This window comes from Variovorax paradoxus (assembly GCA_016806145.1).
In the GTDB taxonomy this organism is placed as follows: Bacteria; Pseudomonadota; Gammaproteobacteria; order Burkholderiales; family Burkholderiaceae_C; genus Variovorax.
In genome coordinates, this window is record CP063166.1 from 1,336,631 (window position 1) to 1,355,451 (window position 18,821).

Here is an 18,821-nt window from a genome sequence, read left to right on the forward strand (position 1 = left end):
GCGGCCGGCGCGCGGCTCAGGCGCCGATGTAGGCGGCGCGCACCGCCTCGTTGTGCAGCAGCGACTCGCGGTCGCCCTCGAGCGCGATGCGGCCGCGCTCGATGACGTAGGCGCGGTGCGCGATGGCCAGCGCCGAGTAGGCGTTCTGCTCGGCCAGCAGCACCGTGGTGCCCTGCTGGTTGATGCGCTGGATCACCTCGAACACCTGCTTCACGATCAGCGGCGCCAGGCCCAGCGAGGGCTCGTCGAGCAGCAGCACCTTGGGCCGCCCGAGCATCGCGCGGCCGATCGCCACCATCTGCTGCTGGCCGCCCGACAGCGACCCCGCGGGATCGTTCTGCTTGGCCGCGAGGATCGGGAACAGCGAGAACACCTCGTCGAGCGAGCGCTGGATGCCGGCCTTGTCGCCGCGGTGCACATAGGCGCCCAGCGTGAGGTTCTTGCGCACCGTCATCATCGGGAACAGCTTGCGGCCCTCGGGGCAGTGCACCAGGCCCGAGGCCACGATCTGCGCCGGGCGCTGGCCCGTGATGTCGCCGTCGCCCAGGCGGATGCGGCCCGCGCTCGGGCGGCGGATGCCGCTGGCGGCCATGAAGATCGAGGTCTTGCCCGCGCCGTTGGCGCCCAGCAGCACCACCAGCTCGCCCGGGTCGGCATGCAGGCTCACGCCGCTGAGCGCACGAAAGCTCCCGTAGTGGAGGTCGACGCCCTCAAACCGCAGCATGGTCGGTCCCCAGGTAGGCCTCGATCACCTGCGGATCGCGGCGGATCTCGGCGGGCGTGCCCTCGGCGATCTTGGCGCCGTTGTTGAGCACGACGATCTTGTCGGCCAGCTGCATGATCATGTCCATCTTGTGCTCGATCAGGCACACGGTCTTGCCGTGCGCCACCAGCTTGCGGATCAGCGCCGCCAGGCCCACGGTCTCCTCGGGGTTCACGCCACCCGCGGGTTCGTCGAGCAAAAGCAGCTGCGGGTCGGTCGCCAGCGCGAGCGCGAAGGCCACGCGCTTGCGCTCCTCCTGCGTGATGTCGGCCGCGATGCGGTGGGCGATGTGCGAGAGGCCCACGAAATCCAGCGCCTCCTGCGCCTTGTCGCGGCACAGCTTCTCTTCCTCGCGCAGGCGGCGGCTGCCGATCAGCACGTCCCACAGGCCCGAGTGCGTGCGCAGCCGGTGGCCCACGATCAGGTTGTCGAGCACGGTGGCGTTGTCGAACAGGTGCGTGGTCTGGAAGGTGCGTGCGATGCCCAGCCGCGCCACGTGGTCGGGGCGCATGCCGGTGACCTCGCGGCCCTCGAAGGCGATGCGGCCCGCGCTCGGCTTGTGCGTGCCCGCCACCAGGTTGAAGAAGGTGGTCTTGCCGGCGCCGTTGGGGCCGATGATGGCGCTGATCTGGCCGCGCTCGAAGCGCGTGCTCACGCTGTCGACCGCGGTCAGGCCGAAGAACTGCTTGGTGAGGCCCTCGATCTCAAGCATGGCGCTGCACCTCCTGCACGGTGGCGCTGGAGGTCGCGGCCCGCCGCGCATCGGCACGGCGCGCGCGGCGCTTGAGCCAGGTGCCGACGATGCCGTCGGGCAGGAAGATGATCAGCGCGATCAGCACCGGGCCGAACACCACCATGCGGTAGTCCTGCAGGAACTGCAGGCTCTGCGTGAGGCCGGTGACGAGGAAGGTGCCCACCAGCGGCCCGAGCAGGGTGCCGATGCCGCCCACCAGCACGAACATCACGAGGTCGAAGGTCACGGCCTCGCTCGCGAGGTCGGGGCCGAGGAAGCGCACCTGGCCCGCGTAGAGCGCGCCCGCGAAGCCGGCGTAGATCACCGACAGCACGAACGACAGCGTCTTGGTGCGCATCAGGTCGGTGCCCAGCGCCTCGGCCAGCTCGTCGCTGTTGCGCACCGCCATGAAGCTGCGGCCCAGCAGCGAGCGCACGATGCGCGCCATGACCCAGATGCCCAGCGCGAGGAAGGCCAGCACCAGGTAGTACTGCGACAGCGGCGTGCCGAACTGCAGCGGCCCGATGCCCGTGGGCGAGGGGATGCCCATGATGCCCACCGGACCGTGCGTGAGGCTCTCCCACTTCTCGATCAAGAGGAACATGATGTAGCTCACGCACAGCGTGAAGATCGAGAAGTAGTGGCCCTTCAGCCGCAGCGACAGGATGCCGATGAAGAAGCCCAGCACGCCCGTGACCACGCCCGCGAGCGCGAAGGCGATCCAGAACGGCACCTGGTGGTCGACCGTGAGGATGCCCACCGTGTAGGCGCCCACGGCCATGAAGGCGCCGTGCGCGAGGTTGAACTGGCCCGTGTAGCCGGTGATCAGGTTCAGGCCCAGCGCGGCGATGGCCATGATGAAGGCCTGCGTCGCCACCGAGATCAGGTAGTTGTTGGGCGCGAACAGCGGAAAGGCCAGCGCGATCAGCGCGAGCACGGCCCAGCCGGCCTTGCCTTGCAGCAGCGATCCCATCAGCGCGCTCCCTTCGGCGTGAACAGGCCCTGCGGGCGCAGCGACAGGATCACCACCAGCAGCACGAAGGCGATGATGTCCTTGTAGTCGGTCGAGAAGTAGAAGCCGCCGAAGCTCTCGGCCATGCCGATGATCAGGCCCCCGACGATGGCGCCCGGGAAGCTGCCCATGCCGCCGAGGATGATGATCACGAAGGCCTTGGTGATCACCAGGTTGCCCATGCTCGGGTAGACCAGGTTGATCGGCGCGTAGAGCACCGCCGCCACCGCCGCCAGCGCGCCCGAGATCGCGAACACCAAGAGCGTGACGCGCGTGGCGTCGATGCCCACCAGCGCCGCGCCGTCGCGGTTCTGCGCCATCGCGATGATGGTCGAGCCCAGCACCGTGTGGTTGAGGAACAGGTGCAGCAGTACCATCAGCCCGAAGGCGCCCGCGATGATCAAGAGGCGCTGCAGCGGCGCCGTGAGCCCGAACACCTCGACGATCTGGCCGTAGGGCGTGGGCATGCGGTGGAAGTCGGCGCCGAAGATGGCCTGCGCGCCGGCCTCGATGAACAGCAGGATGCCGATGGCGGCGATCATGTCGTGCAGCTCGGGCGCGTTGCGCAGCGGATGGAACACCAGCCGCTCGGCCAGCATCGCGATCACCGCGACCACCACCGCCGCGCCCGCCATCGCGAGCCAGTAGTTGAGGCCCAGCCGCGCCATCAGGTAGTAGCCCGCGAAGGCCCCGGCCATGTAGAAGGCGCCGTGCGCGAAGTTCGGCACGTGCAGGATGCCGTAGACCAGCGTGAGGCCCAGGGCCACCAGGCTGTAGACACCGCCCACGGTCAGGCCGTTGAGCAGTTGCTGAAAGAACAGTTCCACGTCGATCCTCGCAGTTGCCGTCAAGGCATTCACCCGCGCACCGGCTCTGAAGGTCGGTATCGCCGGGGTCCAGCGAGGATTGTGGAAGCGCGGTGTGGCCGCGTCGACTGAGGTTTGCCCGAACTTGCCTTGTCGCTTCAGCGACTTCGAAAAACGGGTATGGGTTTGCGCGGGGCCCGGCGGTCATGCGGGCGTCGCGCGGATCTGCGCAGGAAACGCCCGCGCGGGGGCGTTTCCCGGGCGGGTGCTCAGCGCTTGAGCGCCTCGACCAGGTCCAGCACCATGCGGTCGCCGCCGAAGGTGTCGACGCCGCGCGTGAGCAGCGCGTCGACCGCCTGGGCGATGCCGTGCGCGGACGCGGACTGCTCGGCCATGTCGTTGTAGTAGCCCAGGTCTTTCTTGGCGTTGGCCATCGAGAACTTGAGCGAATCGGTGCTGCCGGTCAGGAGCTTGGGCTTGACGCGCTCGAGCGCGACGCCGTTGCCGCCGCCCTTGGCCAGCACGTCGACGAAGACATCGGGCTTGACGCCCGCGCGCTCGGCGCAGGCCGCGGCCTCGCACAGCAGCGCCACGGTGCCCAGCGAGACGAAGTTGTGCAGCAGCTTCATCGCATGGCCGGCGCCGATGCCGCCCACGTGCGTGACGTTCTCGGCGAAGGCGCGCAGCAGCGGCAGGCAGGAGGCCAGCACCTCGGCGTCGCCGCCCACCAGCAGGTTGAGCCGGCCCTCGGCCGCTTCCTTGGCGGTGCGGGTCATCGGCGCGTCGAGGAAATGGCCGCCCCTGGTCTCCACGGCGCGCGCCACGCGCGAGGTGGATTCGGGCACCGCGGTCGAGCAGTCGACCACCACGGTGCCGGGACGCAGCGCGGAGAGCGCGCCCTTCTCGCCGAGCATCACGGCCTCGACCTGCGGCGTGCCGGTCACGCAGAGGATCAGCACGTCGACCTCGGCCGCGAGCTTCGCCACGTCGGGCGTCGAGCGCGCGCCGGCCGCGAGCAGGGCGTCGATCGGCTGGTTGCCCGGGTGCTCGAGCACCGTGAGCGCATGGCCATGGCCCACGATGTTCTGCGCGATGCCGCTGCCCATCAGGCCCACGCCCACGAGGCCCACGCGGCGCTTGGGAGCGGCCGCCTTCTCTTGTTCGTTCAATGCCATGGTTTGGTTCCGCCTTGCTTATCCGTGCTTGATCGCGATGGTCTTGAGGGTGGTGAAGCCGAGCAGGGCCTCGAAGCCCTTCTCGCGGCCGAAGCCCGAGGACTTCACGCCGCCGAAGGGCAGTTCCACGCCGCCGGCCGCGCCGTAATTGTTGATGAAGACCTGGCCGCAGTGCATCTTGTGCGCCATGCGCAACTGGCGGGCGCCGTCGCGCGTCCAGATGCCGGCCACCAGGCCGAAGTCGGTGCCGTTGGCCAGGCGCACGGCCTCGGCCTCGTCGGCGAAGGGCGTGAGCGCCAGCACCGGGCCGAAGATCTCGCGCTGCGCGATGTCGCTGTCGCCGGGCACGTCGCGGAACAGCACGGCCTCCTGGTAGAAGCCCTGGGCCGAGGCACTGGGCGCCACGCTGCCGCGCGCGGCCACCTTCAGGCCCTGGGCCTCGGCGGTGGCGACCATGTCGCGCACCTGGCGGAACTGCTTCTCGTTGATCAGCGGGCCCATGTCGAGGTCGTCGGCCGGCGGGCCGGCGCGCACGGCCGAGAAGCGCTTCGCGAGCCGCTGCACCACCTCTTCGTAGATCGACTGCTCGACCAGCACCCGGCTGCCCGCCGAGCAGGTCTGACCGGCGTTCTGGATGATGGCGTTGACCAGCACCGGCTCGGCCGCGTCGAGGTCGGCGTCGGCGAACACGATCTGCGGCGACTTGCCGCCCAGTTCCAGCGTCACGGGGCAGTGGCGCTCGGCGGCCGCCAGGCCCACGCTGCGGCCGGTGACGGTGGAGCCGGTGAAGGAGATGTGGTCGATGCCCGGGTGCGCGCACAGCGCCGCGCCGGCTTCCTTGCCGTAGCCCGTGACCACGTTGAGCGTGCCGGCCGGAAAGCCGACCTCGGCCGCCAGCTCGGCCAGGCGCAGCAGCGAGAGGCTCGCGTCCTCGGCCGGCTTGACCACGCAGGCATTGCCCGCGGCCAGCGCGGCGCCCACGCTGCGGCCCGCGATCTGCATCGGGTAGTTCCAGGGAATGATGTGGCCGGTCACGCCGTGCGGCACGCGCACGGTGAGCACGGTGTAGCCGCGTTCGTAGGGCAGGGTGTCGCCGTGCAGCTTGTCGCAGGCGCCGGCGTAGTACTCCATGTAGCGCGCGAGCGCGGTGGCGTCGTTGCGCGCCACGCGCAGCGCCTTGCCGGTGTCGCGCGCCTCGAGCTGGGCCAGTTCCTCGTGGTGGGCGATCACGGCCGCGCCGAGCTTGGCCATCAGCCGGCCGCGCTCGAGCGCGCTCAGCGCGCCCCAGGGGCCGTCGAAGTTCTCGCCGACCGCGCGGCGCGCGGCCTTCACGGCGGCATCGATGTCGCCCGCGGTGCCGCGCGCGAGCTGGCCGAAGCGCTCGCCGTCGCTGGGGTCGATCACGTCGATGGTGGCGTTGCCTTCCGAGGGCACGCGCCGGCCGTCGATGAAGTGGGTGGGGTTCATGGGGGTGTCTCCTTGCGGGCGGCGCCGGCGGGGCGGCGCGAAAAAACGGGGGCGGTGCGCGAGAGGCTCGCGCGCCGCCCAGTGTCGGACAAGCGCTTCAGCCGAGTTCGGGCCAGGGCTTCTGCGGCTCGCGGATCTGCTCGAAGGCGCGGCTGAACTGCAGCACGCCGAGGTCGTCGAAGCGCCGGCCGATGATCTGCAGCCCGATCGGCAGGCCCTCGGCGGAGTAGCCGCAGTTGATCGAGGCCGCCGGCTGCTCCGACATGTTGTAGGGCACGGTGAAGCCGATGTGCTCGAGCGAGCGCAGCGGGTCGTTGGTGGGCGAGGCATGCTCCGCGGGCGCGGGCATGTTGGGCGACACCGGCGAGATCACGAAGTCGAAGCCGACCGTGGCCGCCACCGCCGCGGCGCGCGTGGCGATGAACTGGCTGTAGGCCTCGTAGATGTGCTCGCCCGAGAACCCGGCCGCGCTCTCGGCCCAGGTCAGGATGTAGGGCAGCATCTTCGCGCGCTGCTCGGCGCTCATCGTGCGCAGGTCGCTCAGCGAGCGCATGCGCCAGAAGTGGTCCATGCCCTGCAGCATCTTCGGCGTCATGAAGGGCTGCATCGGCTCGACGTGCGCGCCGGCGTCCTCGATGCGCTTCGCGGCGCGGCGCACCGCCTCGGCGATCTGCGGATCGAGCGGCAGGCCGCAGCCCGCGTCCATCAGCAGGCCCACGCGCTTGCCCTTGATGAAATCGGGCTCGACGGCGAACGCGGCCCAGTCGATCGCGCCGGGCGGCAGCTCGGAGTAGTCGCGCGCGTCGGGCTGGGCCATCGAGGCCATCATCAGCGCCGAGTCCTCCACGGTGCGCGTCATCGGGCCGGCGCAGCGGCCCATGTAGGGCGTGCTCAGCGGGATGCGGCCGAAGCTGGGCTTGAGCGAGTAGATGCCGCACCAGCTCGCGGGCAGGCGCAGCGAGCCGCCGATGTCGGTGCCCACGTGCAGCGGGCCGTAGCCGGCCGCGGCGGCCGAGCCGGCGCCGGCGCTGGAGCCGCCCGGCGTGCGCGACAGGTCCCAGGGATTGCGCGAGAGATGGTGGAAGGTCGACAGGCCCGAGGACAGCATGCCCACGTCGGGCATGGTGGTCTTGGCCACCAGCACCGTGCCGTCCTCCTTGAGGCGCGCGGCGGGCGGCGAGTCCTGCGCCATCGGCACCAGCGGATAGGCGGCGGTGCCCAGCGGCATCGGGTCGCCCGCGGTCGCGAGGTTGTCCTTGATGGTCACGGGCACGCCGTCGAGCGCGCCGCGCTGCGTGCCGGCGAGCCAGCGCGCCTCGGAGGCGCGCGCCTGCTCGAGCGCGAGCTCGGGGCGGAACAGCCAGGTGGCGCAGAGCTTGGGCTCGAGCGCCTCGATGCGCGCATTGACCGAACGCGCCACCTCGACCGGCGAGAGTTCGCGGCGCGCGTAGGCGGCGCCGAGCTCGGCCGCGCCGAGGTCATAAAGGTTCTTCGTCGTCATCGCATCAGCTCCACGAGATGGCCGCGAGGTCGTTCACCACGATCGGCATGCTGGGCCACAGGCCCTTGACTTCCTTGCGCGCGATGGTCGGGAACACGGCCTGGTAGAGGAAGCCGTTGACCGCGTCGGTCGCGAGCATCTTCTGCGCGTCGCCCAGCAGGTCGGCGCGGCGCTTCTTGTTCTCCTCGTTCTGGATCGCGACGTACAGGTCGCGGAACTTCTTCGAGTCGTAGCCCCAGTAGTAGTCGGGCTCGGTGTACTTCACGAGGTCGAAGGGCTCGACGTGCGCGACCATCGTGAGGTCGAAGTCGTGCGCGCCGCCGAAGGTGCCGCTGAGCCACTGGGCCCATTCCACGTTCTGGATCTTCACGTTGATGCCGATCTGCGCGAGCTGCGCGGCGATCACCTCGCCGCCCTGGCGCGCATACGACGGCGGCGGCAGTTGCAGGCGCAGCTCGAGCGGCGTCTTCACGCCGGCCTCGGCCAGCAGCTTCTTCGCCTTCTCGACGTCGAAGGGATTCATCGCGGTGGTGTCGACGAAGCCCGGCGCGCCCAGCGCGTAGTGGCTGCCGATGGGCTTGCCGAAGCCGTCGGCCGCGCCCTGCACGATCGCGTTGCGGTCGATCGCCGCCAGGATCGCGCGGCGCACGCGCACGTCGTCGAGCGGCTTCTTGCGGTTGTTGATGGTGAGGATCACCTTGCCGCGCGTGCCGACCTCGATCACCTGGAAGCGGTTGTTGCCCTTGAACTGGCTCACCGAGCGCGTGCCCGCGCGCGGGAAGATGTCGATGTCGCCCGACAGCAGCGCGGCGGTCTGGGCCGCGGTGTCCGACATGAAGCGGAACACGAAGCGCTCGATCTTGGCCTGCGCCGGATCGCGGTAGGTGGTGGACTTGACCAGCGTGCACGAGGCGCCGCGCTGCCAGCCGCCGAGCTTGTAGGGGCCGGTGCCCACGGGCTGCGTGGCATTGGTGTCGGCGCTCTTGGGCTCGACCAGGCAGGCGGTGGACTGGCCCAGCATGAAGGGCAGGTCGGGATTGGGCAGCGTGCTGTTCACGCCCACCGTGTGCTCGTCGAGCACCACGGTGCCGATCTCGCTGAAGAAGCGCTTGTCCTTGTTGGTGCTCTTGGCGTTGCCCGCGCGGTCGAAGGAGAACTTCACGACCGCCGCGTTGAAGGGCTCGCCGTTCTGGAACTTGACGCCGCGCTTGAGCTTGAAGACGAAGGTCTTCATGTCGGGCGAGGAGGTCCAGCTCTCGGCCAGCATCGGCGTGACCGAGCCGTCGGCATTGACCTTGGTCAGCGTCTCGAAGATGTTGTACTGCGTGATCTCGGCGATGGCCGAGGCCGCGCCCGTGGTCGGGTCCAGGCCCGGCGGTTCGAGCGGCATGCCGATGGTCAGCGTGTTCTTGCCGGCCTGCGCGCGCGCCTGCGGCAGGAAGACGCCCGGGATGGCCGCGGCCATGGCGGACGTCATGAGGGTGCGTCGCTTCAACATACTTCGATAGCTCCTGGAAAAGACAACAGAAAAAATTCAGTGGGCCGGTGCCTGCAGCACGGCGCCGAGCAGCGTGCGCGTGTACGGATGCTGCGCGTTGGCGAAGAGCTCCTGCGGCGTCCCGCGCTCGACGATCTGCCCCTTGAAGACCACGCACACTTCGTCGCACAGGTGGTTGACGACGGCGAGGTCATGGCTGATGAGCAGGTAGCTGATGCCGAACTGCTGCTGCAGGTCCTGCATGAGGTTGAGCACCTGGGCCTGCACGGAGACGTCCAGGGCGCTCACGGGCTCGTCGGCGACGATGAGCTTGGGGCGGGTGATGAGCGCGCGCGCGATCGCGATGCGCTGGCGCTGGCCGCCCGAGAACTCGTGCGGGTACTTGTCGAGGTCGGTGGGGCGCAGGCCCACGGCCGCGAGGGATTCGGCGGCGCGCTCGCGCTGCTCCTTCTTCGAGACCTGGGCCAGTGCTTCGAGCGGTTCGGCGACGATGCGCGCGACCGTTTGGCGCGGGTCGAGGGAGCCGTAGGGGTCCTGGAAGACCATCTGGAAGTCGCGCCGCGCGGTGCGCAGTTCGTCCTTGCTCAGCGCGTGCAGCTCACGCCCTTCGAGCTTCACGCTGCCCGAGGTGGGCTTGTCCAGGGCCATCACGAGCCGAGCGATGGTCGACTTGCCCGAACCGGACTCGCCCACGATGCCCACGCTGCGCCCGGCCTGCACCTCGAAGCTCACGCCGTTGAGCGCCTTGACCGTGGGCGGCGGGCCCAGCAGCTTCTCGCGCGGCAGCGCGTAGTGGCGCACGAGGTCGGTGACTTGCAGCAGCGGCGTCTTCGTTTGCGTCATGCCACGGCCTCCGCTTCGATCTCTGCAATCTCTCCAAGCCGGATGCATCGCACCGCATGGTCGTCAGGCAGCATTACCGCGGGCGGCCGCGTCGACTGGCACGCATCGACCGTGTAGCTGCAGCGCCCCGCGAACGGACAGCCCGCGGGCAGGTCCACCAGCTCGGGCACGCTGCCGCGAATCGTCGCCAGCCGCTGGCCCTTCGGCGCCCCGATCACCGGCCGTGCCGCGAACAGCCCCTTGGTGTACGGATGCGCGCGGTTCGCGAAGAGCGCGCGCGTCGGCCCGCTCTCCACCACGCTGCCGCCATACATCACGAGCATGCGCTGCACGCTGTTGGCGATCACGCCCAGGTCGTGCGAGATCAGGATCAGCGCCATGCCCATCTCTGCCACCAGGTTCTGGATCAGGTCGAGCACCTGCTTCTGGATGGTCACGTCCAGCGCGGTGGTGGGTTCGTCGGCGATCAAGAGATCCGGCCCGCAGGCCAGCGCCATCGCGATGCCGATGCGCTGCCGCTGGCCACCCGAGAACTGGTGCGGATAGGCATCCAGGCGGGAGGCCGCATCGGGAATGCCCACGCGCTGCAGCAGGTTCAGCGCTTCGGCGCGGGCCTGCTTGGCCGTGAGCCCACGGTGCAGCCGCAGCGGTTCGCCGACCTGGCGCGCGATGGTGTGGACCGGGTTCAGGGCCGTCATCGGCTCCTGGAAGATCATGCCGATGCGGTTGCCGCGGATCTGGCACATGGCCGACTCGGGCTGCCCGATGAGCTCCTGGCCGTCCAGGCGGATGCTGCCGGTGACCTTGGCGGTGGCCGGCAGCAGGCCCATGAGGGACATGACCGTGATGGACTTGCCGCAGCCCGACTCGCCCACGATGCCGAGGGTCTGGCCGCGTTCGAGCGAGAAGGAGACGCCGCGCACGGCCTGGGCGGGGCCGCGCTGGGTCTGCAGGCCGATGTGGAGGTTGTCGACTTCGAGGAGGGGCATGGGGTTCACCTCGCGCGCGCCAGGCGCGGATCGAGCAGGTCGCGCAGGCCGTCGCCCAGCAGGTTCAGGCCCAGCACCGCCAGCGCGATGGCCATGCCCGGGAAGACGGCCAGCAGCGGCTGCTGGAACATCAGGGTCTGCGCCTCGCTGAGCATGCGGCCCCAGGAAGGCTGCGGCGGCTGCGTGCCCAGGCCGAGGTAGGACAGGGCGGCCTCGGCCAGGATCGCGATGGCGAAGCGGATGGTGATCTGCACGATCAGCACCGCCGAGATGTTGGGCAGCACGTGCTGCATGGTGATGGCGAAGCTGCCCTTGCCGCAGGCACGGGCCGCCGCCACGTACTCGCGCGACCAGATGGCGTTGGCCGAGGCGCGCGTGATGCGCGCGAAGGTGGGGATGTTGTAGATGCCGATGGCGATGATGGCGTTGACGATGCCCGCGCCGAAGACGGCCGTCATCATGATGGCCGAGAGGATGGCGGGGAAGGCCAGCGAGAAGTCGGAGAAACGCATGATGGCTTCTTCGACCCAGCCACGCCTGGCCGCGGCCAGCAGGCCCAGGGCGGTGCCCACTACCAGGCCGATGCCCACGGCGATGACGCCCACCAGGATGGAAGCACGGGCCCCCACCAGCAGCAGCGAGGCCACGTCGCGCCCGAAGGCGTCGGTACCGAGCCAGTGGCTGGCCGAGGGCGGCTGCATCTTGTTGGCCATGTCCATGGCGTAGGGCGAGTAGGGCGTCCAGAGGTAGGAGACCAGGGCCGCGAGCAGCAGCAGGGCGGCGAGCACGCCGCCGATGACGAAGCTGCGGTGATGGCGCGCGCGCTGCCAGAAGCCGGGCAGCTTGAGGGCGGCGGCGCTGGGGGTAACCGATGCAATGGCGCTCATATGTCGCTCGCCTTGATGCGCGGGTCGATGACGGCATAGAGCACGTCGACCACGAAGTTGACGATGACGACCATGGCCGCGAGCAGCATGACGCAGTTGCGCACGACGATGAGGTCGCGGTTGCTGATGGCCTGGAAGATCAGGCGGCCCAGGCCCGGCAGGTAGAACACGTTCTCCACCACGATGGTGCCGGCGAGCAGCTCGGAGAACTGCATGCCCATGACGGTGATGACGGGGATCAGGGCGTTGCGCAGCACGTGGGTCCAGAGCACCGCGCGCTGGGTCACGCCCTTGGCGCGCGCGGTGCGCACGAAGTCCTCGCGCATGACCTCGAGCACGGCCGAGCGTGTGATGCGCGCGAGGATGGCCGCCTGCACGACGGCCAGGGACAGGGCGGGCAGCAGCAGCGACTTCAAGCCAGCGAAGACACCCTCGCCCCAGCCGTCGAAGCCACCGGCGGAGAACCACTGCAGCTGCACGGAGAAGACGAGGATCAGCAGGATGGCGAACCAGAAGTTGGGGATGGCGATGCCGACCTGGGTGAGGCCCATCAGGCCGACGTCGCCGAGCTTGTTGTGGCGCGCGGCGGCGGTGACGCCCACGAGCAGGGCGAGCACGGTGGTGAAGGCCATGGCCAGCAGGGCCAGGGGGACGGTGAGTGCGAGGCGCTCGAGGATGAGGTCGAGCACGGGGGAGCTGTAGGCGTAGGAGTCGCCGAGGTCGCCGGTGAGCAGGCCCGCGATCCAGTGCCAGTAGCGGGTCCAGGCGGGCTGGTCGAGGCCGAGCTTGGTGGCCAGGGCGGCGACGGCTTCGGGAGCGGCGTCCGGGCCCATGAGCATCTGCGCGGCGTTGCCGGGCAGGATCTCCAGGACCAGGAAGACGATGATGGAGGCGCCGATCAGCGTGCCGATCAGCGTGGCAAGGCGCTTGATTAAGAAGAGGCTCATCGCTTTGCGTGTTTGTTTCTGTTCGAGGCGCTTTTGTCCGGGGCGCGTGCACAGGACAGCGGGTACTTCCCTCCGCGAATGTCCCCCGGCCTTCGGCCTCCTCCTTGATTTCGCTGCGGGAAGCACCCACTGCCCTGTGCACGGGAGGCGCTGCGGTGGTGCGGGCGGTTCAACAACGGCTGCGTCCAGGCGCGCGTAGATGGGGTACTCCCCGCAGCGAAATAAAGGAGGAGCCGAAGGCGGGGGACATTCGCGGAGGGGAGTACCCCGTCGGCGCGCGCCCGCCCCGACCCACGCACCTCATCCAAGGCGCGACGAACCGTACGGCAGGCGCGAGAACTCATGCCGAGATGCACTCGGCGATCGCACGCCCCACGTCGACGGTGTTGGCGGTGCCCCCCATGTCGCGGGTGCGCGGACCTTCGCTGAGCACGGTCTCGATGGCCGAGAGCACGGCGGCCGAGGCTTCGGCGTAGACCGGGTTGTCGCCGCCGAGGTGGTCGAGCATCAGCGCGGCCGACCAGATCTGGCCGATCGGGTTGGCGATGCCCCTGCCCGCGATGTCGGGGGCCGAGCCGTGCACGGGTTCGAACAGCGAGGGGAACTTGCGCTCGGGGTTGAGGTTGCCCGAGGGCGCGATGCCGATGGTGCCGGTGCAGGCCGGGCCCAGGTCCGACAGGATGTCGCCGAACAGGTTGGAGGCCACCACCACGTCGAACCAGTCGGGGTGCTGCACGAAGTGCGCGCACAGGATGTCGATGTGGTACTTGCTCGTCGCCACGTCGGGGTAGCGCTTCGCGATCTCGGCCAGGCGCTCGTCCCAGTAGGGCATCGTGATCGAGATCCCGTTCGACTTGGTCGCGGCCACCAGGTTCTTGCGCTTGCGGCGGCTCGCCAGCTGGAACGCGTAGTCGATGATCCGGTCCACGCCCGTGCGCGTGAACACCGCTTCCTGGATCGCCATCTCGCGCGGCGTGCCCTCGAACAGGCGGCCGCCGACCGAGGTGTATTCGCCCTCGGTGTTCTCACGCACCACCAGGAAGTCGATGTCGCCAGGCTGGCGGTGCGCCAGCGGGCCGGGCACGCCGGGCATCAGGCGCACCGGGCGCAGGTTCACGTACTGGTCGAACTCGCGGCGGATCTTGATCAGGAGGCCCCACACCGCGATGTGGTCGGGCACCTTGTCGGGCGCGCCCACCGCGCCGAAGTAGATCGCATCGTGGCCCTGGATCTTGTCGTCCCAGTCGGCCGGCATCATCAGGCCGGTGCGCACGTAGTGGTCCGAGCCCCAGTCGAAGTGGTCGAACGAGAAATCGATGCCGAAGCGGCGGCCCACGGCGTCCAGCACGCGAAGGCCCTCGGGCATCACCTCGACGCCGATGCCGTCGCCGGGAATGACGGCGATCCTGTGTTTTGCTTGCATTTGATCCAGTACCCGGTTGATGAGGGACGGCGCGGGGCACCCGTCGTGCGGGGCGTGCGCCTGCCGCGTCGAAGTCTAGGACTGGATCGGCGGGCCGGGATCGGGAATGGCACGTACGCCGGCTTGCCAATATTGGAAGGGGCTGCGGCGGGTCTTTCCAGGGGAGTCGGCAACGGATTCGGTGCGTCGCAGCGCTTGGCCTTCCAAAAATTAGAAGGCTGGAGGCCGCATCGGCGGCTCGGCGACACGGTCGCGACACGCGCGCGTGCCAGCGCCACGCGAGCGCGCTCCCGCCGCGCGCCCGCGCAAAGGCAGGCGCGTCGCGTGGCGCAGGTTCAGGAAACGGAAGGGATGCGGATCAGCCGGCTGCGACGGTGCAGCGGGTCGCGTCGAACGCGAGGGGAACGGGGAGAAGAGAGAGGAGAGGCGGGAAGCGGGAGGGAGGAAAGCGGAAAACGAAAAGGCGCGGAACCGTCGAATCTCAGTTGCTGCTGCTGCTCTTGTCGAGCTCGCTGACTTGCAGCGACAGATCGAACAGCTTGGACTTGCTGGCGTAGTAGCGATCGAGGCGCCATTCCTTGAGGATGTCCATCGCCAGCTGGAAGCTCTTGTAGTCGAGGCTGTAGAGCGTGACGAGTTCGAAGCTGCGTTCGGATTCGAGGGCCAGCACGAGCTGGGCGAGGATCTTGGCCGATTCGTTGGCCGGGTCCGTTTCGATGAATCGGCGAGCGACCTTGATGGCATTCATGGGTGAAAAGTTTCTCGGTAAGGCAGGAGCCGAGAACTATAGCTAGCAGCCCCCAGGGCTTTTATGACAATTCTGTGACATTGCGGGGCATCGATTCGCAGCCTTGCAAGCTCTCGCCAAGAGGGAAAACACTCGGATTTCGGGGGCCTGCAGGCTATTCGTCGCATTAAAAAGGCGCCCCGCGGGACGCCTTGCTGCCGGACGCGATGCCGATCAGCGGATCGGCTGCGGTGCCGGGTAGGGCATCGGCGCGGCCGGATAAGCGGCCGGCGGCACCATCACGGGCTCGGGCGCGCGCATCACCGGGGCGGGCGGGGCCACCGGGTACGGTGCGGGCGCCGGCATCACGACCGTGGTGACCGACTCGCGGATCACGCCGCCGCCCATCACGCTGCCGTCGACAGCGGCGCGGGTGTTGCCCTCGCCGCCGAGCACGCGGGCTTCGCAGTCGGCGCGGTCGCCCGGCGGCTGCAAGGCGCAGCGCTGCAGCGCATTGCGGCGGTAGTCGGGCGCAGCGGTGAGGCCGCCGCGCGCCGCTTCCTGGCGCGCCGCGCCGGCTTCGCGGATGCAGGCCGCACGGTCCTGCTGGTTGTGGCCGCAGACGGCCAGTTCGCGTTCGTAGGTGGCGTCGCCGCGGCGCGATTGCGCGCTGGCGGTGCCGGCGCTGGCCAGGGCGCCGAGCGCCACGAGGGCGGCGATGGCGCCGCGGGTGAGGAGAAGACGCTGGTTCATGGTGTGCTCCTTGAGATCAGCCGATGAAGAGGACGGGGGATCAGCGCGCCGGTGCCGGCTGCGCGGGCAGCGGTGTCACGGTCTCGCGGATCACGCCGCCGCCCATCACGCTGCCTTCGGTGGTGGTGCGGCCGGCGCCCGCGCTGCCGCGGATGCGCGCTTCGCAGTCGGCGCGATCGGCGGCCGGCTGTTCGCGGCAGCGCGCGAGCGCATTGGCGTCGTAGCCGCCGGGGCCGGCGCTCGTGAGGCCGTTGCGGCCGGCTTCCTGCCGTGCCGCGCCGGCTTCGCGCAGGCAGGCCGCGCGGTCCTGCTGCACGCCGTCGCAGGTGGCGCGCTCCTTCTGCATGCGGGCCTCGGAGCCGGGCGCCTGGGCCTGCGCGCCGAGCGCGACCAGGCCGGCCGCGAGCGCGAGGATGCGAAGGGAACGCAGCGGCCGCGTCGCGCGGCGGGTCGGGATCGTTCCCGCGTGGATCGTTGGGGTCATCGTGCCTCCTGGAAAGGACGCGACTTCCTCGAGAGCGAGGCAGTGCGCGACTGGAGGCCCAGTGTCCGGCCGCGCGGCGCGCGCGGCCTGTGGGACGGCACAGATTGCGGACCCGGCGGGACGCGCCCTCGCGTGTGGGACGAATCCCGCAGGCCGCAGGCCGCGGGACCCGGCCCGAGCGCTCAGCCCTCGGCGATGCGCTTGGCGAGGTGAGCGAGCGCTTCCTCGACCTGGTCGACCAGGATCAGCGAAAGGTCGCCGGGCTGCAGCCGGGCCAGCGCGGCGTCGATGGCAATGAACTCGCCGCGGATCTCGTCGATCTGGCGCGTGCGGGTCGCGCCCTGCAGGCCCTGGCGCAGCAGGCCCATCACCTCGCCGTCGGCGCGGCCGCGCTGGGCCGCGTCCTGGTAGAGGATCACGTCGTCGAAGGCCTGGCCCAGGATCGCGGTCTGGTCGCGGATGTCGGAATCGCGCCGGTCGCCCGCGCCGCTGATGACCACCGAGCGCTTCTTCGCGGGCATGGTGTCCACGGCCGAGACCAGCGCGCGCATGGCGTCGGTGTTGTGGCCGTAGTCGGCGATCACGGTGGCGCCGCGGTAGTCCATCACGTTGAAGCGGCCGGGCACGCCCGCGGCGTCGTTGAGGAAGCTCGCGAGGCCGCTGCGGATGGTGTCCCAGTCCAGGCCCACGGCCCAGGCCGCGGCCACGGCGGCCATCACGTTGTCGACCTGGAAGCCGATGCTGCCGCCGCGCGTGATCGGCACGTCGCGCAGCGAGATGCGTTCGCGCCACGAGCCCTCGGCCGCCACCACCGTGTCCTGGTCGACGTAGACGGTGCGCTTGCCCTGCGCGCGGTGCGTGGCCATCACCGGATGCTGGCGGTCGGCGGCGAAGAAGATCACCTCGCCCGGGCAGTTGGTGGCCATCGCGGCGACGTTGGGATCGGCCGCGTTGAGCACGGCGTAGCCGCCGGGCGCCACGTTGCGCACCACCACGCGCTTGAGCACCGCGAGGTCCTCGACCGTGGTGATGTAGTTCAGGCCCAGGTGGTCGCCGCTGCCGATGTTGGTGACCACGGCCACCGAGCAGCGGTCGAAGCCCAGGCCCTCGCGCAGCACGCCGCCGCGCGCGACCTCGAACACGGCCGCGTCCACGTCGGGATGCAGCAGCACGTTGCGCGCGCTCTTCGGGCCGCTGCAGTCGCCGCTGTCGGTCTGGCGGCCGTCGACGTACACGCCGTCGGTGTTCGTCATGCCGGTGCGCAGGCCGCTGGAGGCGACGATGTGGTTGATCAGCCGCGTGGTGGTGGTCTTGCCGTTGGTGCCGGTGACCGCGATCACCGGGATGCGGCCGTCGTCGCCCTGGGCGAACAGCGCGTCGACCACCGCCTCGCCGACCGCGCGGCCGCGGCCGAACGAGGGCGAGATGTGCATGCGCAGGCCCGGCGCGGCATTGACCTCGACGATGCCGCCGTGCTGCTCCTCGAGCGGGCGCAGCACGCTCTCGCAGACCACGTCGACGCCGCAGATGTGCAGGCCGACCATCTGCGCCGCGTCGACCGCGCGCGCCGCCACCTCGGGATGCACGGTGTCGGTCACGTCGGTGGCGGTGCCGCCGGTCGAGAGGTTGGCGTTGTTGCGCAGCACCACGCGCTGGCCCAGCGCGGGCACGCTGTCGGGCGTGAGGCCCTGGGCTTCGAGCCGGCCGACGGCGATGTCGTCGAGGCGGATCTTGGTCAGCGAGGTGGCATGGCCCTCGCCGCGGCGCGGATCGAGGTTGACCGTGTCGACCAGCTGGCGCACGGTGGCGCTGCCGTCGCCGATCACGTGCGGCGGATCGCGCCGCGAGGCCGCCACCAGGCGATCGCCCACCACCAGCAGGCGGAAGTCGAAGCCCGGCAGGAATTTCTCGACCATCACCTCGCCGTGGGCATCGGCGGCCGTGTAGGCCGCGTCGAGCTGTTCGCGCGTCGTGATGTTGACGGTCACGCCCTTGCCCTGGTTGCCGTCCTGCGGCTTCACCACCACGGGCAGGCCGATCTCCTGCGCGGCGGCCCAGGCGTCGTCCATGTCGGCCACCGGGCGGCCCAGCGGCACCGGCACGCCGGCGGCGTTGAGCAACTGCTTGGTGAGCTCCTTGTCCTGCGCGATCGATTCGGCCACGCCGCTGGTGCTGTCGACCTCGGCGGCCTGGATGCGGCGCTGCTTCGAGCCCCAGCCGAACTGCACCAGGCTGCCGCTGGTGAGGCGGCGGTAGGGGATGCCGCGCGCCACGGCGGCGTCGACGATGGAGCCGGTGCTCGGGCCCAGGCGTTCCGACTCATCGAGGTCGCGCAGCTCGGTGATGGCGGCGGTGGCGTCGAAGGCGGTGCCGTTCTGCGCCGCGGCGATCAGCGCCTCGGCCAGCTCGAGCGCGCGGCGGCCGACGGCCTCCTCGGTGTATTGCACGACCACCTGGTAGACGCCTTCTTCGAGCGTCGGCGAGGTGTGGCCGAAGTTGACCGCGCAGCCGGCCTGGGCCTGCAGCGCCACGGCCGCGTTCTCCAGCACGTGGGCCAGCGCCAGCGGCTGGCCCAGCACCATCGGGTGCAGCTCGCCGATGGTCGGGAAGGCCGCGCGCAGGCGGTCCTCGAAGCCGGCCAGCCGGCCGATGGCGTTCTCGTCGCCGTCGCAGGCAACGACCGCCTCGATGGCGGTGTGGCGGCTCCAGAGGTTGGGGCCGCGAAGGGCGCGGGTGCGGGTGACTTTCATGAGGCGGCGCGGTTCTTCAGGGGTATCGGCGGGTGCCCCCGCGCTGAGGCGGGGGGACCGGAT

Annotated in this window: 16 protein-coding genes and 1 pseudogene; all 17 read right to left on the reverse strand. The window is 70.1% G+C overall.

Features of this window, described 5'->3' with window-relative positions; all coding sequences use genetic code 11:
- Positions 1 to 16 precede the first annotated feature (16 nt).
- The 17 genes and pseudogenes from INQ48_06160 to cphA all read right to left on the reverse strand — a co-directional run bounded on the left by INQ48_06160 (position 17) and on the right by cphA (position 18,758).
- A complete protein-coding gene (locus INQ48_06160; GenBank protein ID QRF58821.1) occupies positions 17 to 724 on the reverse strand; it encodes an ABC transporter ATP-binding protein in 708 nt (235 codons plus the stop codon).
- Positions 711 to 1,475, reverse strand: a complete 765-nt coding sequence (locus INQ48_06165; protein ID QRF58822.1) for an ABC transporter ATP-binding protein — start codon at positions 1,473 to 1,475, stop codon at positions 711 to 713. The genes INQ48_06160 and INQ48_06165 overlap by 14 nt, the downstream gene beginning before the upstream one ends.
- Positions 1,468 to 2,469 carry a branched-chain amino acid ABC transporter permease gene (locus INQ48_06170; protein QRF58823.1) on the reverse strand — a complete coding sequence of 334 codons (1,002 nt, stop codon included), beginning with the start codon at positions 2,467 to 2,469 and terminating at the stop codon, positions 1,468 to 1,470. The genes INQ48_06165 and INQ48_06170 overlap by 8 nt, the downstream gene beginning before the upstream one ends.
- Positions 2,469 to 3,335 carry a branched-chain amino acid ABC transporter permease gene (locus INQ48_06175; protein QRF58824.1) on the reverse strand — a complete coding sequence of 289 codons (867 nt, stop codon included), beginning with the start codon at positions 3,333 to 3,335 and terminating at the stop codon, positions 2,469 to 2,471. The genes INQ48_06170 and INQ48_06175 overlap by 1 nt, the downstream gene beginning before the upstream one ends.
- Before the next feature lie 248 nt (positions 3,336 to 3,583).
- Positions 3,584 to 4,489, reverse strand: a complete 906-nt coding sequence (locus INQ48_06180) for an NAD(P)-dependent oxidoreductase (protein ID QRF58825.1) — start codon at positions 4,487 to 4,489, stop codon at positions 3,584 to 3,586.
- Positions 4,490 to 4,507: 18 nt separating this feature from the next.
- On the reverse strand, positions 4,508 to 5,956 hold the full coding sequence (locus INQ48_06185; protein QRF58826.1) for an aldehyde dehydrogenase family protein: 1,449 nt from the start codon (positions 5,954 to 5,956) through the stop codon (positions 4,508 to 4,510).
- A 97-nt stretch (positions 5,957 to 6,053) separates the two neighbouring features.
- Entirely contained in the window at positions 6,054 to 7,457 is a 1,404-nt protein-coding gene (locus INQ48_06190) for an amidase (protein QRF58827.1), read from the reverse strand.
- A gap of 4 nt (positions 7,458 to 7,461) precedes the next feature.
- Positions 7,462 to 8,955 (reverse strand): ABC transporter substrate-binding protein, encoded by a 1,494-nt coding sequence (locus INQ48_06195; GenBank protein QRF58828.1) that lies wholly within the window; start codon positions 8,953 to 8,955, stop codon positions 7,462 to 7,464.
- 36 nt (positions 8,956 to 8,991) lie between these two features.
- The gene (locus INQ48_06200) at positions 8,992 to 9,798 is read right to left on the reverse strand and encodes an ATP-binding cassette domain-containing protein (GenBank protein QRF58829.1); all 807 of its coding nucleotides are present in this window, start codon (positions 9,796 to 9,798) and stop codon (positions 8,992 to 8,994) included.
- Positions 9,795 to 10,787 (reverse strand): ABC transporter ATP-binding protein, encoded by a 993-nt coding sequence (locus INQ48_06205; protein QRF58830.1) that lies wholly within the window; start codon positions 10,785 to 10,787, stop codon positions 9,795 to 9,797. Before INQ48_06205 ends, INQ48_06200 begins: the two co-directional genes overlap by 4 nt.
- A 5-nt stretch (positions 10,788 to 10,792) precedes the next feature.
- Entirely contained in the window at positions 10,793 to 11,674 is an 882-nt protein-coding gene (locus INQ48_06210; GenBank protein QRF58831.1) for an ABC transporter permease, read from the reverse strand.
- Complete coding sequence (locus INQ48_06215; GenBank protein QRF58832.1) at positions 11,671 to 12,621, reverse strand: ABC transporter permease; 951 nt, start codon at positions 12,619 to 12,621, stop codon at positions 11,671 to 11,673. Before INQ48_06215 ends, INQ48_06210 begins: the two co-directional genes overlap by 4 nt.
- 340 nt (positions 12,622 to 12,961) lie before the next feature.
- Entirely contained in the window at positions 12,962 to 14,044 is a 1,083-nt protein-coding gene (locus INQ48_06220; GenBank protein ID QRF58833.1) for a tartrate dehydrogenase, read from the reverse strand.
- A 481-nt stretch (positions 14,045 to 14,525) separates the two neighbouring features.
- Complete coding sequence (locus INQ48_06225; GenBank protein ID QRF58834.1) at positions 14,526 to 14,792, reverse strand: hypothetical protein; 267 nt, start codon at positions 14,790 to 14,792, stop codon at positions 14,526 to 14,528.
- A gap of 330 nt (positions 14,793 to 15,122) precedes the next feature.
- Positions 15,123 to 15,524: pseudogene (locus tag INQ48_06230) on the reverse strand (hypothetical protein).
- Between the two features lie 40 nt (positions 15,525 to 15,564).
- Positions 15,565 to 15,954 (reverse strand): hypothetical protein, encoded by a 390-nt coding sequence (locus INQ48_06235; GenBank protein ID QRF60635.1) that lies wholly within the window; start codon positions 15,952 to 15,954, stop codon positions 15,565 to 15,567.
- Positions 15,955 to 16,190: 236 nt separating this feature from the next.
- The gene (gene cphA / locus INQ48_06240) at positions 16,191 to 18,758 is read right to left on the reverse strand and encodes a cyanophycin synthetase (GenBank protein QRF58835.1); all 2,568 of its coding nucleotides are present in this window, start codon (positions 18,756 to 18,758) and stop codon (positions 16,191 to 16,193) included.
- Positions 18,759 to 18,821: the final 63 nt, after the last annotated feature.